This is a genomic window from Psychrobacter sp. AOP3-A1-26, assembly GCF_052378235.1.
Taxonomy (GTDB): domain Bacteria; phylum Pseudomonadota; class Gammaproteobacteria; order Pseudomonadales; family Moraxellaceae; genus Psychrobacter.
The window spans coordinates 1-15,646 of sequence record NZ_JBQSXN010000021.1 but is presented as its reverse complement, the minus strand read 5'-3'; the positions used below and the strand labels follow the sequence as shown (position 1 = coordinate 15,646).

The 15,646-nt window shown below is 39.3% G+C and carries 16 protein-coding genes, 1 tRNA gene and 1 pseudogene; 11 read left to right on the top strand and 7 right to left on the bottom strand.

All coding sequences use genetic code 11. The features are described from left to right. The first annotated feature begins 464 nt into the window (after positions 1–464). Positions 465–1,823, top strand: coding sequence for a valine--pyruvate transaminase (locus ACT3TU_RS05605; protein ID WP_192523528.1), 1,359 nt, complete (start codon positions 465–467; stop codon positions 1,821–1,823). A gap of 48 nt (positions 1,824–1,871) precedes the next feature. Here ACT3TU_RS05605 and ACT3TU_RS05600 read toward each other — a convergent pair whose 3' ends face one another. The 4 genes from ACT3TU_RS05600 to hisB all read right to left on the bottom strand — a co-directional run bounded on the left by ACT3TU_RS05600 (position 1,872) and on the right by hisB (position 4,318). Then, entirely contained in the window at positions 1,872–2,261 is a 390-nt protein-coding gene (locus ACT3TU_RS05600; RefSeq protein WP_192523529.1) for a hypothetical protein, read from the bottom strand. A gap of 69 nt (positions 2,262–2,330) precedes the next feature. After that, the gene (locus ACT3TU_RS05595) at positions 2,331–2,936 is read right to left on the bottom strand and encodes a hypothetical protein (protein WP_192523530.1); all 606 of its coding nucleotides are present in this window, start codon (positions 2,934–2,936) and stop codon (positions 2,331–2,333) included. An 83-nt stretch (positions 2,937–3,019) separates the two neighbouring features. Further along, positions 3,020–3,664, bottom strand: coding sequence for an imidazole glycerol phosphate synthase subunit HisH (gene hisH, locus ACT3TU_RS05590; protein WP_192523531.1), 645 nt, complete (start codon positions 3,662–3,664; stop codon positions 3,020–3,022). Next, positions 3,665–4,318, bottom strand: coding sequence for an imidazoleglycerol-phosphate dehydratase HisB (hisB, locus tag ACT3TU_RS05585; RefSeq protein ID WP_192523532.1), 654 nt, complete (start codon positions 4,316–4,318; stop codon positions 3,665–3,667). Positions 4,319–4,814: 496 nt separating this feature from the next. On the opposite strand from hisB, the gene ACT3TU_RS05580 reads away from it, so the two are divergent. Together ACT3TU_RS05580 and ACT3TU_RS05575 are read left to right on the top strand one after the other, a co-directional pair. Next, complete coding sequence (locus tag ACT3TU_RS05580) at positions 4,815–5,240, top strand: PanM family protein (protein ID WP_225736914.1); 426 nt, start codon at positions 4,815–4,817, stop codon at positions 5,238–5,240. Between the two features lie 123 nt (positions 5,241–5,363). Next, positions 5,364–5,439: transfer RNA gene (locus ACT3TU_RS05575), tRNA-Phe, on the top strand. 257 nt (positions 5,440–5,696) lie between these two features. On the opposite strand, the gene ACT3TU_RS05570 is transcribed toward ACT3TU_RS05575, so the two are convergent. Continuing rightward, positions 5,697–5,984 carry a hypothetical protein gene (locus ACT3TU_RS05570; protein ID WP_192523533.1) on the bottom strand — a complete coding sequence of 96 codons (288 nt, stop codon included), beginning with the start codon at positions 5,982–5,984 and terminating at the stop codon, positions 5,697–5,699. Between the two features lie 476 nt (positions 5,985–6,460). Between ACT3TU_RS05570 and ACT3TU_RS05565 the strand changes: the two genes are divergently transcribed. Further along, positions 6,461–7,138, top strand: coding sequence for a phosphoglycolate phosphatase (locus ACT3TU_RS05565; RefSeq protein WP_192523534.1), 678 nt, complete (start codon positions 6,461–6,463; stop codon positions 7,136–7,138). 140 nt (positions 7,139–7,278) lie between these two features. Further along, positions 7,279–8,961 carry a dihydroxy-acid dehydratase gene (gene ilvD, locus ACT3TU_RS05560; RefSeq protein WP_192523535.1) on the top strand — a complete coding sequence of 561 codons (1,683 nt, stop codon included), beginning with the start codon at positions 7,279–7,281 and terminating at the stop codon, positions 8,959–8,961. Positions 8,962–9,064: 103 nt separating this feature from the next. Here the strand turns inward: ilvD and ACT3TU_RS05555 are convergent. Continuing rightward, positions 9,065–9,475 (bottom strand): annotated as a pseudogene (locus ACT3TU_RS05555) (ATP-binding protein); the annotation flags it as partial. A 75-nt stretch (positions 9,476–9,550) separates the two neighbouring features. Between ACT3TU_RS05555 and ACT3TU_RS05550 the strand changes: the two are divergent. The 5 genes from ACT3TU_RS05550 (at position 9,551) to ACT3TU_RS05530 (ending at position 14,524) form a co-directional block, all read left to right on the top strand. Beyond that, complete coding sequence (locus ACT3TU_RS05550) at positions 9,551–10,216, top strand: TnsA endonuclease N-terminal domain-containing protein (protein ID WP_444784126.1); 666 nt, start codon at positions 9,551–9,553, stop codon at positions 10,214–10,216. Positions 10,217–10,220: 4 nt separating this feature from the next. Beyond that, positions 10,221–12,113: a Mu transposase C-terminal domain-containing protein gene (locus ACT3TU_RS05545; RefSeq protein ID WP_444784125.1), complete on the top strand. Its 1,893-nt coding sequence runs from the start codon at positions 10,221–10,223 to the stop codon at positions 12,111–12,113. 3 nt (positions 12,114–12,116) lie between these two features. Further along, positions 12,117–13,019: a TniB family NTP-binding protein gene (locus ACT3TU_RS05540; protein ID WP_444784124.1), complete on the top strand. Its 903-nt coding sequence runs from the start codon at positions 12,117–12,119 to the stop codon at positions 13,017–13,019. Next, on the top strand, positions 13,016–14,041 hold the full coding sequence (locus ACT3TU_RS05535) for a TniQ family protein (RefSeq protein WP_444784123.1): 1,026 nt from the start codon (positions 13,016–13,018) through the stop codon (positions 14,039–14,041). The genes ACT3TU_RS05540 and ACT3TU_RS05535 overlap by 4 nt, the downstream gene beginning before the upstream one ends. Before the next feature lie 228 nt (positions 14,042–14,269). Continuing rightward, complete coding sequence (locus ACT3TU_RS05530) at positions 14,270–14,524, top strand: antitoxin VbhA family protein (RefSeq protein WP_444784122.1); 255 nt, start codon at positions 14,270–14,272, stop codon at positions 14,522–14,524. 294 nt (positions 14,525–14,818) lie between these two features. On the opposite strand, the gene ACT3TU_RS05525 is transcribed toward ACT3TU_RS05530, so the two are convergent. After that, a complete protein-coding gene (locus ACT3TU_RS05525) occupies positions 14,819–15,034 on the bottom strand; it encodes a helix-turn-helix domain-containing protein (RefSeq protein ID WP_444784121.1) in 216 nt (71 codons plus the stop codon). A gap of 83 nt (positions 15,035–15,117) precedes the next feature. Here ACT3TU_RS05525 and ACT3TU_RS05520 point away from each other — a divergent pair. Continuing rightward, on the top strand, positions 15,118–15,646 hold a 529-nt coding region (locus ACT3TU_RS05520; protein ID WP_444784120.1), incomplete at its 3' end, for a hypothetical protein.

Sequence of the window (15,646 nt, the reverse complement as noted above, 5' to 3'; positions counted from 1 at the left end):
ATTTGGCGTAGTAATGTGTTTCTAAATATTCTTTTGAAAACTTATCTTGTATTTACCATTATGAATATTTTGGTGCCAACAAGCAATAATATATACATTTAGGACGTCACCTATTGTCGTAAGTATTTGGATAGCTAAACTCATACTCATAAGTTGATATTTTTGGTATATGAACTAATTTTATTGTTTCTCAACGAATTAATGTTTTAATTATCACAACAAACATAGTTTTGATAAGCAATTTAGCTGCGCTTTGTGCCACACAATACACAACCATCAAAACGCCTTCTATTCATATAGATAACATTTTTTTCTTGATAGAACATATATTCATATAAACTCATATAATCCATGCAGTTTGCTTATTTATTGGGGCGATTACCTAGCCCTCATTTGATATACTAGCCCAACTTTATCGATTAAATAACACCTTATAAACTCCTCCAAAACAGCATGGTAGCCTTATGAAATTCTCAAAGTTCGGTCAAAAATTTACCCAGCCTACTGGTATCTCACAATTGATGGATGACTTGGGCGATGCGCTAAAAAGCGATCAGCCTATCAATATGCTAGGCGGCGGTAATCCTGCCAAGATTGAAGCGGTCAATGAGCTGTTTTTAGAGACTTATAAAGCGCTTGGTAATGATAACGATACCGGTGAAGCTAATAGTAGCGCTATTATTAGCATGGCAAATTACTCCAATCCTCAAGGTGACGCCGCCTTTATCGATGCGTTGGTCGGCTTCTTTAATCGTCATTATGACTGGAATCTCACGGCAGAAAATATTGCCCTGACCAATGGCTCACAAAACGCTTTTTTCTATTTATTTAACTTATTTGGTGGGGCTTTCAGTGATAATAAGCTTGATGAAAACAGTCAAGATAAAGACAGCCAGTCGGTAGATAAGTCTATTTTACTGCCGTTAACTCCTGAATATATTGGCTATAGCGATGTGCATGTGGAAGGTCAGCATTTTGCTGCCGTATTACCGCATATCGATGAAGTCACTCATAATGGCGAGGAAGGTTTCTTTAAGTATCGCGTCGACTTTGAGGCGCTAGAAAACTTGCCCGCGCTAAAAGAAGGTCGTATCGGTGCGATTTGCTGCTCACGCCCGACAAATCCTACTGGCAACGTCTTGACTGATGACGAAATGGCGCATTTAGCTGAGATTGCCAAGCGCTATGAGATACCGTTAATCATCGATAACGCCTATGGTATGCCGTTTCCTAACATCATTTATTCAGACGCCCATCTCACTTGGGATGACAATACGATTCTTTGTTTTAGCCTGTCTAAAATTGGCTTGCCCGGTATGCGTACCGGTATTATCGTTGCTGCGCCTAAAGTGATCGAAGCAGTCAGCGCGATGAATGCGGTGGTGAATCTAGCGCCAACGCGTTTCGGTGCGGCGATTGCCACGCCACTAGTCAACAACGACCGTATCAAGCAGTTATCTGACAACGATATTAAGCCGTTTTATCAGCAGCAAGCCAATACCGCCGTACGGTTATTAAAAGAAGCATTGGGCGATTATCCACTAGCGATTCATAAGCCTGAAGGCGCGATTTTCTTATGGTTATGGTTTAAAGACTTGCCAATTAAAACCGTTGAGCTGTATGAGCGTCTAAAAGAAAAAGGTACACTCATTGTGCCAAGTAAACACTTTTTCCCCGGTGTCGATGTGAGCAATTACCAACACGCGCACGAATGTATTCGCATGAGTATTGCCGCTGATGAGCAAACGCTGATTGATGGTATTCAAGTGATTGGTGAAGTGGTTCGCGAGCTTTATGATGAGGCTAATAACCAGAAATCTTAATAAGCTATATCGCAAAGACAGTCATGATAAAAATAAAAAACGGACTTATTAATAGTCCGTTTTTTTATGTCGCTTAATCATAGGTTTAGGCTTATTGATTGGATGAAAAATTGGCGTCCACCTATTAAGCGCATAAAGCACGTAAGGTATTAGACAAGTATTCATCAGGTCGTGTAGGCTTGCCTTTATATCCACACTTTCTAACGCCAAAAAACCTTTTGGCACGATGATATGCCGATTATCCAAATACTCACCTGTTAATGCAACGCCAGTCACTAAGATTAGAGCGATGAACGATCTTATACCTTGATTTTTAAAAATCGGACGAAGTAAGATTAAACTTAATAGGTAAACGCTGATGCCCACATAAATATGCAAGGCATCTTTATCAAGTCCAGTGGCCGCTATCACGCCTATCTTAAAGGTAGTAAAATCCAATGATTTCTCTTTATTATAATAGTAAGTAGTTTAAGAAATACGAGTGATATAAGAGTCTTATAGATTCTATTACATCTTCGAGCCGACAACCTCACCTTGCTTATTAATAGTTATATAGTCAGTATTTTTCCATCCTGAATGTTCATTATCAAGCTGATTTATATCAGCCTTATAAGAGACTTTGGCTTGACCATTCTGAAATGGTTGAGCCGCTTGATACCGCGCAGGAATGACAATCTCATATGTGCTTTCATCAGCGTAGCCTATCAAGCCATTCTTTTTAAAGCGAAATAAACCATCTTCTGCATAATCCGGGCCGTTATCAAACCAATAGACATTATATAATTTCTCACCGCTGGCATTGAACCACTGATAACCCTCTTCTTTATGAGCTAAAATAAAAGGGGTTTTAAAGCAACCATCTTTAGGAACGTCAGAAAACAATGACAAAGTGTAGGTTTTTGCATGTAATAACAGAATATTTTGTGCATTGATAAGTTGCACGTAAGGATTATGCTTTTCTGATTTTTCTTCTATAGCATTAGTTAAGATATGTTGACCTTTGCTGTCTGCCAAACAGACACCTTTAGGTGTATCAATAGTGGCACACCCTTGAATGATAATAAACGCTAACGACATAACAAATATTAATGAAATGGGTTTTCTTTTATTCATGGGTGTTTTCTACTAAATTACTATAGCACTAGAATCTAAAAAATCCATACTCGTTCAATTAAGTTAGGGCATAGAAATACCTGCTAAACATCCCAATCTACAAAGTTCTTTAACAGCTGTAAGCCTGCGGTATGGCTTTTTTCTGGATGGAATTGAGTGGCAAATAGATTATCTTGCAAAATACTGGCACAAAACGGCTGACCATAATCACAGACGGCCGCCACTTGCGAGCTATCAGCAGGATCGCAATAATAGCTATGTACAAAGTAAAAATGCGCATTGTCCTCGATACCGTTCCACAATGGATGCTCAAAATCCATTCCACTGATGGTATTCCAGCCCATATGCGGTACTTTGATGGTCGCGCCCTGCTCATCTTTCCACGTTGGATCAAACGCTTCTACAGAGCCATCTAGGATGCCCAAGCACTTTGTACCACCATTCTCAGCAGATTGCTCAAATAACGCCTGCATACCGACGCAAATGGCCATGACAGGCTTATTAAAGATAGCATGGCTTATCACCTCATCAATACCCGCTTCATGCATGCCTATCATACAGTCACGCATGGCACCGACACCAGGAAACACAATCTTGTCCGCCGCCGCGACCACCTTTGGGTCGTTGGTGATAGAAACTTCGGCACCGACAAGCGTTAGCGCCTTGCCGACAGAGTGCAAGTTTCCCATACCATAGTCTAATAATGCTACCTTTGTGGCTCGACTCATCTAAAACGCCTCTTTAGTCGATGGCAAGGTATTTAACGCGCGCTCATCATACTCGCAAGCCATACGTAGGGCGCGCGCAAAGGCTTTAAAGGTACACTCAATTTGATGATGGCTGTTTTTGCCTTTTAAATTATCTAAATGCACCGTCATCCATGAGTGATTCACAAAACCATAGAAAAACTCACTGAATAAATCAACGTCGAAATTACCGACATGTGAGCGCGTGAATGGGATATCCATATGCAAACCCGGACGACCTGATAAATCAACCACTGCTCGTGTTAATGCTTCGTCTAGTGGCGCATAGAAATGCCCATAACGACGAATGCCCTTTTTATCACCTAGCGCTTTTGCAAACGCCTGTCCAAGGGTGATGCCCGTGTCTTCAACGCTGTGGTGATCATCAATAAAAGTATCGCCATTGCATTTAATTTCTAAGTCAAATAAACCGTGACGCTTAATCTGGTCAATCATATGGTCCAAAAACGGCACGCCCGTATCGACAGTGCCTTGACCGGTACCATCTAGATTGACGGTACAAGTTACTTGGGTCTCAGCAGTATTGCGGGTCACAGTCGCTGTACGTGCGGCATGACCGTAAAGATTTTTAGCAGTATTTTGGTCTTGAGTTTGTGCAGTAGAATTGGCTGTCATGGCTACTCTCTATAAATATAAAAGCAAACAATAAAATAGGGCTATCAATAAGCCCAACGTGTCCTCAATGTGAGAACCATAAAATATAAGAATAAAACGTTAATAGGTATAAATGAATCATTATGAATTGGCGATAGTCCGCTCTATCCTAGCGTAAAACATTAGAATAAGGGCAGACGATGCATTATCTATCCTTATCATAGCAAACCCTAAGATTTACTGCCACGACCAAGCAGTAAACTACAGGCAAATTTGCCCCTTTCTGCTAAAATAGTGCATCCAGTATTATCAATCATTGCGCTATAGTCAGTCCTAAATAAAAGAAATACAGACATTATGAGGCGCTACTGGGATTAATTTTTCTTGCTTGCTGTGCCTACGCAGACAGAGGCTGCGAATAATTAATCCCAGTAGCACGGTATTCTTTTAAAAGTGGATTCACTATATACTCATTACATCATGCTAGATAAACATTTGAAATATTTAATAGGAAGCTATGATGCCTTTAGAAGCGATTGCCATTAACGATTTGCAAACTCCTTTGATGAAAAAACCAACTCGTGAGAATGAGTTAGCAGAGCGCTTGCAAGCATTGTATGACAGCGATGATAACCAGCCTGATGGCGCTGACGTATTGGCACTTATTGAGCAAGGTTTTAAGCGTGGTCAGACTCTATATGTCGGGATGTTTAATGATAAACCTATCGCTGCGGTTGGCTGTTTTGACGATGGACAGACCGACGCCAAGCGCCTGCAGTACCTTACTGTGCATTCAGAAAACCGTAAACGTGCCATTGATGCTAAATTTATCAAACTGGTTTACGATGCCGAGGTCAAAAAAGGCGTACGTGAATTTGTCCCTGTCGATGCGGACATTCACCGCATTATGAGCGAGTACGAGCTGCTGCGTGTTAAGGATTAATTTTAGCGCTAAAAAGCGATATTTTGATAAATAATTCATTATTTTTACTCTTTTATCGCATAAAATGCAAAAACCGCTTGACAGTAACGCCTATATTTAGTTTAATAGCGCCTCAACGAAGACGGCTCGATAGCTCAGTCGGTAGAGCAACGGATTGAAAATCCGTGTGTCGGCAGTTCGAACCTGCCTCGAGCCACCATTCGTTTAAGAATTCTAAAAAGGCCCCAGACATTTATGTTTGGGGCCTTTTTTTATGTCTGAAGAACTATCTATAGTCAGTGAAACGTAAAATCGATACATCACGTACTGCAGGTACCGTTTTTTTCTTGCTTGCTGTGCCTACGCAGACAGAGGCTACAAAAAAACCATACCCGCAGTATCGTAGCGCTTTTAAAGTATTTTAACTATATCTGAAAAACTTGTCATGACAGGCACTCGGTTAAGGCAAGCCTTTCGTTATGACAAACGTCTTCTTAATAACAACTCACAACGCTCACGCGAATCCAAATCATAAACCGTCGCGCGATAGTCAATACCGTGACGCCCTTCAAAAAACACCACCCGATCGCCCACTGCTAAAAAACAAGAAGTGCGGGCATCATAAATAAAGCCGTCAATCACAAACGCCAAATCGCGATCTATCTCGCGCACCGTATAAGTCTCACCTTGCGGAACTAAACGCTCAAACCATGCACTATGGGCGGTATTTATAGTTAGCACACTGACGAGTAGCAGCACTGCCATTATGAGCACATTATTTAACGACACCCTAAAATCTGACCTAGCTATACAAGCTTTGTTTCTGGTACTTCTATTCACTTTCATAACCTTCTCAATAAATACTTTTACTCAACACTCTATATGCTAAACATCTTCTGTCACGGTTGCATAACATTTTTATGCTGTTTTATAGATAGCTACGCTCAGTATACTTAATAACGGTAGTGATAGTAGAGATGAATAATGCTAGATATATAGTCAATCCACTATAAAACAAATACAGTAAATAAAAATGGGATTGTTGCCGCGAAAATACAGACTATTTAAAGATGAAAGCGGAACACCGCGAGCGCTATAAAGATATTGAATAGTAGCTGTTGAAATAGCAGTAAAAGTGAGTTCTATGGCTGACCTATGCTATGGTAATAAAGACTCTACATCGTAACTTTAAAAACTCATCACTTAAAAATAGAATAAATAATTCTAAATCGCGAGGAATAATGGATAAGCAACTTTTAATTTTTGACTTCGACGGGACTTTAATTGATAGCGTACCGGATTTGGCTGATGCGACCAATGCGATGCTGACTACGCTGGGCAAAACACCCTATCCTATCGAGACCATTCGTAACTGGGTGGGCAACGGCTCAAAAATGCTGGTTGAGCGCGCCTTGGTTGGTAAAATAGAAGTGTTAGAAGATGAATTAACGGTCGAGGCAACTGATCATGCCGAACAGGTGTTTTTTGATGCTTATAAAAATATTAGCGGTAGCAAAACGGTCGCTTACTCCAATGTCGACAGCGGGCTAAAAAAACTACAGGCAGCAGGGTTTAAGCTGGCATTGGTGACCAATAAGCCGATTCGTTTTGTACCAAAAATATTGCAATCCTTTGGCTGGCAAGACTTGTTTAGCGAAGTGCTTGGCGGCGATAGCTTGCCCACTAAAAAACCAGATCCTGCGCCGCTGCTGCATGTTTGCGCGGCTTTAAGCGTAACTCCAGCACAGGCGGTCATGATTGGTGACTCCAGAAACGACATCTTGGCAGGACAAAATGCCAATATGGATACGCTTGGACTGTCATACGGCTATAACTATGGGCAGGATATTCGTGAGCTTAACCCTACCGCAGCGTTTGATGATTTTGCCGCTTTGGTTGAATATCTTTTAAAAGGTTAAGGTATATTCATAATTATTAAAATAATAAGAAAACAACTTTTTACCCTATCAACCTTTCACCCTATATAATTGCAAGCTGTGACTGGCCTTTATTTATACTGAAACAAGCCAATAAACGGTTTCGCTATTGGAGACAGAAAATGAATAAAAAAGACGACAGCAACAGAAAATATTCTTCTATTTTGGTCGATGGCATTCAAAAAGCACCAGCGCGTTCTATGCTGCGTGCGGTCGGTTTTACGGATGACGATTTTAAGCGTCCGCATGTGGGGATTGCCTCTACTTGGAGCCAAGTGACGCCTTGTAATATTCATATCAACGGCTTAGCTGATGAAGTGGCTAAAGGCGTTTATTTCGCCTATGGCAAACCCATTATTTTCAATACCATCACCATCTCTGACGGTATCGCTAACGGTTACCAAGGCATGAAATACTCCTTGGTATCGCGTGAAGTGATTGCTGATTCTATTGAAACCGTCTCAGGCTGCCAAGGTCATGACGCGATCATTGCTATTGGCGGCTGCGATAAAAACATGCCGGGTTGCCTTATCGCCATGGCGCGCTTAAACCGTCCTTCGCTGTTTATTTATGGCGGTACCATCAAGCCGGGTAAAAACCACACGGACATCGTTTCTGTATTCGAAGCCGTCGGTGCCAATGCCCGCGGCGATATGACCGAAGAAGAAGTGTTAGAAATTGAAAGAACGGCCATCCCTGGCCCTGGCTCTTGCGGCGGCATGTATACCGCCAACACCATGGCATCAGCGATTGAAGCCTTGGGCATGAGCTTACCGGGTAGCTCGGCTCAAGAGGCCATATCTCCTGAAAAACGCGAAGACTGCCGAAAAGCAGGTGAAGCGATCCAGTGGTTAATCGACAACGACATTAAGCCTAGCGATATTATGACGGGTAAAGCTTTTGAAAACGCGATTACGATGGTTATTGTGTTGGGCGGCTCAACCAACGCGGTTCTACATCTGCTCGCTATGGCCGATGCGATTGACGTAGCGCTCAACATTGATGACTTTACCGAAATAGGAAAGCGTGTGCCGGTATTGGCCGACTTACGCCCATCTGGTAAATACTTAATGTCTGAGTTAATAGAAATTGGTGGTATTGCTCCATTAATGAAGCGTTTACTGGCAAAAGGTTTACTGCACGGCGACTGCTTAACCGTTAATGGTAAAACCATGGCTCAAAACCTAGCTAACGTAAAAGACTACCCAGAAGACCAAGACATAATCCGTCCGTTCGACAAACCAATCAAAGCCGACAGCCACTTGCGCATATTACGCGGCAACATTGCACCGACTGGTTCGGTGGCGAAAATCAGTGGCCAAGAAGGGACTCAGTTCACTGGTACCGCCCGTGTGTTTAATTCTGAAGAAGACTCTATGAGCGCTATTTTAGATGGCACTGTTGTGGCGGGTGATGTGGTTGTGATTCGTTACGAAGGCCCTAAAGGTGGCCCAGGTATGCGTGAAATGCTGTCACCTACCTCGGCCATTATGGGCCGTGGATTAGGCAATGACGTGGCGTTAATTACCGATGGCCGCTTCTCTGGTGGTAGTCATGGCTTTGTCGTTGGCCACATCACCCCTGAAGCCATGGTTGGCGGCCCGATTGCGATTATTGAAAACGGCGACACCATTACTATTGATGCCGACAATAATGAAATCAATCTAAACATCAGCGAAGAAGACATTGAGAAGCGTTTAAGCACGTGGAAAGCACCAGAACCAAATGTAAAACGCGGCGTACTGGCTAAATATGCCAAAACGGTTGGCAGTGCCTCAGAAGGTGCCATTACCGATAAGTATTAATCGTTATTAAAAACACCTTGGGCCAAGGAATGCCTAACATGTCTGGGGTGTTTTTCTTTTGTTTAATCCCTTCTAAAATCTCCCGCAAAGTATTAATAATGAATTACTTACTGCGATAGCTCAATGCTTCCGATACATGGGCGCTGGTGATATCGATACTGTCGGCAAGATCGGCAATAGTGCGAGCAACGCGCAATACCCGATGATAGCCACGGGCGGATAAATTCAGCCGTTGCTGAGCAAGCTGTAACAGTTGCTGTTCACCTTCACCTAACTGGATATATTTATCAATCTCGCTAGGGCTAAGCTCATTATTTACTTTTTGTTGTCTTGCTAGCTGGCGTTTATGAGCAGTTGAAACCCGACTCCTTACCTTTTCTGAGGTTTCGCCTGCCTGAGCGTTTTGTAAGTCAGCAATCGGTAATGCTGGCACAGTAATGTGCAAATCGATACGATCGAGCAGCGGCCCTGAGAGCTTATCTTGATAGCGCTTAATCTGTTCAGGTCGGCAGCGACTGACAACTACAAAATTAACTGATAATATCGAGGAGCCACCAACGAAAAAACTACAAAAATAGATGATAATCTGATGACAATGACTAAATCTACAATATTAAATAATAATTCTCCAGCTAGAATTATCCCCAGAAACCATAGAACCGTGACAGGTTTTATTCATGGTAATAATAGTACATATTCGGGTTTTGAATCAAGTCTAGAACGTGATGCTTTGATATTGACTGAATTTAATTTATCAATAGTAGACCACTTAGCTCAACCCAGAACATTTGAATATTTTTACGACAATAAGAACAGGAAATATACACCTGATATTTTCATAGAATATAGTAATGGGAAGAAACTTTACATTGAGGTTAAATATAGGGAAGATATAAAAAAAGACTGGGCTATTCTAAAACCCAAGTTCCAAGCAGCTATTAAAGAGCTATCCACCGAGAAAAACACACGATTTAAAATCTGGACAGAAAAAGAAATCAGAAGTCCTTTATTAAAGAACGCTACATTTCTCCTTCCTTATAGGCATAGAAGTTTTGAAAACTATCAGCTTGAAATGATTAAAAAAGTAGTTTCAAGATTTAATGAAACAAGTCCTGAAGATGTTATTAGGATATGTTCTAGTAGTTTAGAAGCTCGTGCTGAATTCCTAAATACTTTATGGTACGCCTTATCTAATCAGATAATAAAGGCTGATTTGACTCGTCCCCTAACAATGAACTCTTCCATATGGATTTAATGAGATGTATGAAGTTAAGTTAAATGTAGGTGAAGAAGTTTTTAGCGGTAACTCTCGCTATAGAATAACAGCTGTTCTTGACATAGAGCATGTATGCGTTCGTAGCAGTTTTACTGGTAAATCGAAAAAAGTTCATATATCTGAGTTGTCTTCAAGTCCTGTTGATGAAGATGACACTAAGATAATACCAGCTACTGAATTGATGCATATTCCAGATAATGAATGGATCGAAATTCATAATAAGGCTGGGCTTTTTAATAACATACTTCAATCTGAATATGATGACAGACGTGATGAAATAAAAAAAGCTGCTGAGGAACTAGGAGTATCAGAGCCCACACTGTATAGACAATTGCAGAAATACAAAGCAAGTAAAGGGGATCCAACTAGCTTATTAAGAAAGAAGCGTGTAGATAATGGACGCTTCGAGCCTGAGATAGAGACAATAATACAGTCATGTATAACGCAATATCTATCAACAGATAAACTAAAAGTTTCAGATGTTTTTAGAAATCTTGAAACTCAAGTCTACCAATATAATAAGCTTCATAGAACTACATTTACCGCACCGCATATCAATACTATAAGGTACAGAATATCTCAGCTTACTGCTGCTGAGATTGGATCAACAAGGCTAGGCAAAAATGGTCAAGAGTCCTATCGTCCTATTATCGATAAGTTTCCAGAGGTAATAAAACCTTTGGAAATTGTACAGATTGATCATACTCCCCTCGATCTTATGATTGTTGATGATGTGAATAGATTGGCGATAGGTAGGCCAACAATCACGTTAGCGATTGATGTTTTTAGTCGAATGGTTACAGGTTTTTATATCTCGCTAGAAAAGCCAAATACTTTACTGACAGGGTGTTGTATTACACACTCGATCCTAGATAAAAAGAAATGGTTGGCAGATCACAAAATAGATGCTCAATGGCCAGTATATGGCTTAATAGATACTATCCATACTGATAACGGTAAAGAGTTTCATGGTAAAGCCCTAAAACGAGCATGTGAGAAATATCATATCAACCTAACTAAAAGACCCGTTGGGACGCCAAGGTATGGTGGACATATTGAGCGACTGTTTAAAACTTTCAACGACACAGGTATCCATGCATTACCTGGAACTACTAAATCAAATATTGTGGATAAAGGCGAATACGATTCGGAGAAGAAAGCAGTATTAACTTTGTTTGAGCTTGAAACTTGGTTTACGGAGCTTGTGGTCAATATCTATCACCATACTGTTCACTCTGAACTTGGAATGACTCCGTTTGAGAAGTATAAAGAAGGAATTTTAGGGAATGACACTACTTTAGGTAGAGGACTTCCACCTAAGATAGAGCATGAACTACAGCTTAAAATAGATTTCTTACCCTATGAAGAGAGAAGCGTACAAAAATATGGGATCCAGCTTTTTGGCATTCTTTATTACCATGATCTTTTAAGAAAATGGATACGCCAACCTGATAAAACACGTAAAAACTCAAAACAATTTATTATCAAATACGATCCAAGAGACTTAAGCTCAGTATTCTTTTATGATCCTGATATGAAGTCATACATTACTATTCCGTATAGAAATTTGAGTCGACCTGCGATATCTCTATGGGAGCTAAGAGAAATCAAGAGAAGATTAGCGGACGCTGCCCCAACAAGTCAGGTTACTGAAGACGATATTTTTGAAGCTAGAATTAAGATGGCAAGTATTGTTGAAAATGCATCGAAAGAAACAAAAAAAATAAGACGCTTGAAACAAAAAGAGTCTGTCAGAGTAAAAGAATCTATTCCACAGATGGCTGTGAAAGCTGAGCAATTGAAAGAGGTTCATTTAGAAGAGTTTGAGGACTTAGAAGACTTTGATATTCAGCCATTCGAAGATATAGAGGAGTAGTATATGGAACATTTATCTGATAAAGCTCGAAGCTTAATAAGCGCTTCAAATGATGAAAAAATCTTCTATATGAATACAGATAGATGGATTGGCTATCCACGATCTCAAGAAGTTCTTAACAGCTTAGAGGATTTAATGTGCTATCCAAAGACAGATAGAATGCCAAACTTATTGATTATTGGTGATTCTAATAATGGTAAGACAAAAATATTAAAACAGTTCTTAAAACGTTATCCATTTGATATTGATGAAGATACTGCGCTCAATATTCAACCAGCTGTCATGGTATCAGCGCCTTCAAAACCAGATGAAAATAGTTTCTATATTCGTCTGCTCCAAGAGCTTCACACACCTTATGTAAAAAATGAAAGCGCGAGTGTCAAAAGAGAGCGGATTATTCGAGTATTGAAAAAGCGTCAAACTAGAATGCTAATTATTGATGAAATTCAACACATTATCGCAGGCTCATTTAACTCTCAAAGAAACCTGCTTAATGCGATAAAGGATTTAAGTAACACTCTTCAAATTCCAATTGTTGGCGCTGGTATTGAAGATGCTTTTAACGCTATTCAAGTAGACTCACAGTTAGCTAACCGCTTTCAGTTAGAAGTTCTACCAAGATGGAAAATAGACACCATAGATGACACTAAGAATTTTGCTAGATTAATCGCATCTATTGAACAAAGCTTAATATTACCAGAGGCCTCATATTTATATAAAAAGCCATATCTTGAAAAAATTCACTACTTAAGTGAAGGTCTGATTGGTGAAGTTTTTCAGATATTGAGAAAGTTAGCTATTTTCTCAATTAAAAACAATCAAACTTGTATCAACGAAGACACATTTGATTCTGTAACCTTGTCGCCACCTTCAAACAGACGCAAATTGTTAAGTCAGTTAAGATGAGCCGTAAATATCAAGGCTTAGAGCTATCATATAGATTACAGCTACTCCCTATATGTCAGGATGAACTGCTTAGATCTTGGATAATGCGAAATGCATTATTTCTTAACATGAAACCATCGCAGCTATCTACTATCATTTTCCAAAATACTGATATTTGGAAGTCAGATATTGATACTCAGCTTTCCGCTAAAAGTATTGAATCACTACTAAGCGCTGTAGAAATTAAAAAAGAAGATTTGGACAACACTTTAATTTCTTTGAACTGTAACTATTTTTACCCTCATTTGAATGATTCTAAACAAATAAAATGGGTTTTGAGCATTGGTGTTCATCAAAGAGATCAGAAAAGTAGTATTCAATATTGTCCATTATGCATATCTACAGATCAGGTTCCCTACTTTAGAACATACTGGCGGTTCGGGTTTTTAACAAGCTGCCAAATTCACAATATTTGTTTTCTAGATAAATGTTATAGCTGTGGTATCTCAATAGATTTAGTTCGTTATGATAAGAAAAATAGTGAACATTTTAAGCAAGTAGATTGTTTAAAATGCAGTCAATGCTCTTTCGACTTAAGGAATGCCCCAAAGATAAGACCTCATTACTATGAACTTAAAGCAAACCAAGAGCATTTTAACCTGTTAATCAAAGGCTATGGTAGTGTTGGCAACTTGAATTTCAATTATTCCCACATCTACTATGATGGTTTTAAACGGATTATGTCATTTCTACTCTGTAGCAAAAACGGAGTTGAGATGTTCAATTACATTATTGATATAAATAACTTGGACAAAAATTTTGTTGACAATAGAAGCTTAGTACGTCGGCATTCGGAGCCTGAACACCTATCACTTGATATGCGAAGAGTTAGCATCATTTTTTCATATTATGTAATGAAAGACTGGCCTATAAGCTTTATTAAAATTTGCAAAGAATTTGGAATTACCAAACGATTCATATACTCTCCACATCTTGATTATCCTTTTTGGCTAAAAAAGGTTTTAGACTTAGAGTTAGCTTAGGATGGAAGCTTTAATTGTCATAATACTAAGATATCTGACAGTTTCCTAAAAACTATATAACTGCCCATTGAGTTAAATACCTGCTCATACGAACATTAAAAATATCTATTTGTAAATTGGAGGAGGTAACTTTTTAAAGGTTTTCTGAATTGCCCTACGAACTACTTCTTAATTTAATACTATAATTCACTTTTAGTACGTAAAAATGATTTAAAACCAGAGGTTGTTATGAGTGAGTCTAATAGCAAAATATCATCTAATAACGAACGTCCAATTCTCGTAAGCCAAGAAGATATAGAAAATAGACGTCGTACTCATTCAGACGCACTTGCTAATTTTGCAGTCGATAATATCCCTATTAATCCTGATACTAAGCATATTTTTAATGACTATGTTGAGGGTAGAATTGTAACAACTAAAGAGGTAAAAGAGTTATTACATGCTCACTATACCAAAGCGCAGTCTCAAATTAATCAAAAGTAGAGCCTATAGCAATAGACTAGACCCTTTTAGCGGAACATTCATGAAAAAGTCTGAAGACCAAAAATCAGCTATTAATAACCTTCTAATCCTTGTAAGCCAAAAAGAGATGAATAAACGATAACGTATTAGCTCATATGGGCTTGCTAATTTTGCGGTCGATAATACTTCTGTAAACCCTGATACCAAATATATCCTCAATGATTATGTTGAAGGTAAGATTACAATGATTGGAGAAGTAGAACCTCTGTTACATACTCATTACACTAAATTAAAGTAGCTTTTTAGTCAGCTAAATTAGCTACAAACCAATTCGTCTATAGTTACATTCAACGCATCGCAGATCTCATACACCTTTTTCAGGGTAACATTCTTCTCCCCACGCTCAATATTACCCATATAGCTACAATTAATATCTGCTAACTCCGCAAGCTTTTCTTGCGAGATACCCTTAGCCTTTCTTACTTCACACACTCGTGTCCCAAATGCAATGATTCTCTTATCTTTTGTCATGTTTATGCCACTAGCAAAAGTGGAATTATTCGCAGTCGTAAGATAGAATATCCACGGGATATAATCCATATTTTGAGAATATTATGGAAACGCGGATTGAGTATCAGTTAGACATAACTGTAATCAATAGAATTATCTGTGCCAAGTACTGGTTATTTGAAACCGATGATTTTGTTTATACCGTCAAAGATATTAGTCAAAATTTTGGATTGAAAGCATATGAAGTGACTCAAGTAGCCCGAAAAAACGCCTACTTAATCGTATTTGACTATCAGTGTATAGATTGCAACAAAACGAGCCACTGCTGTACACGCAATGAGTTTAGACAATTAAGATTAGAGGACTGGCGCTGCGCTCAATGTCGAGAAATATACGATAAGAAAAGGTACAGGAAGTTTCAAGAGTTCTCTTTAGAACGAAGTCGCTTGAAAGAGCAATATAAAAGAGTCGTTATCAAAACATTGGAACGTCATAAAGCATCTCAAATGGTCAACATCCCTTGCTTAGACAAGCTGGATACAGTTGATAGTCTATTACTTGTTGCAACTATTGAAAGCCTTGGTTCAAAAGCATGGACAACGACAAAACCTTTATGTAGTGACCCAACATTAC

Coding starts and splice junctions, on each gene's coding strand:
- ACT3TU_RS05605 (WP_192523528.1), top strand. CDS start 465: ATGAAATTCTCAAAGTTCGGTCAAAAATTTACCCAGCCTACTGGTATC.
- ACT3TU_RS05595 (WP_192523530.1), bottom strand. CDS start 2,936: ATGAATAAAAGAAAACCCATTTCATTAATATTTGTTATGTCGTTAGCG.
- hisH (WP_192523531.1), bottom strand. CDS start 3,664: ATGAGTCGAGCCACAAAGGTAGCATTATTAGACTATGGTATGGGAAAC.
- hisB (WP_192523532.1), bottom strand. CDS start 4,318: ATGACAGCCAATTCTACTGCACAAACTCAAGACCAAAATACTGCTAAA.
- ACT3TU_RS05580 (WP_225736914.1), top strand. CDS start 4,815: ATGATGCCTTTAGAAGCGATTGCCATTAACGATTTGCAAACTCCTTTG.
- ACT3TU_RS05570 (WP_192523533.1), bottom strand. CDS start 5,984: ATGGCAGTGCTGCTACTCGTCAGTGTGCTAACTATAAATACCGCCCAT.
- ACT3TU_RS05565 (WP_192523534.1), top strand. CDS start 6,461: ATGGATAAGCAACTTTTAATTTTTGACTTCGACGGGACTTTAATTGAT.
- ilvD (WP_192523535.1), top strand. CDS start 7,279: ATGAATAAAAAAGACGACAGCAACAGAAAATATTCTTCTATTTTGGTC.
- ACT3TU_RS05550 (WP_444784126.1), top strand. CDS start 9,551: ATGACAATGACTAAATCTACAATATTAAATAATAATTCTCCAGCTAGA.
- ACT3TU_RS05545 (WP_444784125.1), top strand. CDS start 10,221: ATGTATGAAGTTAAGTTAAATGTAGGTGAAGAAGTTTTTAGCGGTAAC.
- ACT3TU_RS05540 (WP_444784124.1), top strand. CDS start 12,117: ATGGAACATTTATCTGATAAAGCTCGAAGCTTAATAAGCGCTTCAAAT.
- ACT3TU_RS05535 (WP_444784123.1), top strand. CDS start 13,016: ATGAGCCGTAAATATCAAGGCTTAGAGCTATCATATAGATTACAGCTA.
- ACT3TU_RS05530 (WP_444784122.1), top strand. CDS start 14,270: ATGAGTGAGTCTAATAGCAAAATATCATCTAATAACGAACGTCCAATT.
- ACT3TU_RS05525 (WP_444784121.1), bottom strand. CDS start 15,034: ATGACAAAAGATAAGAGAATCATTGCATTTGGGACACGAGTGTGTGAA.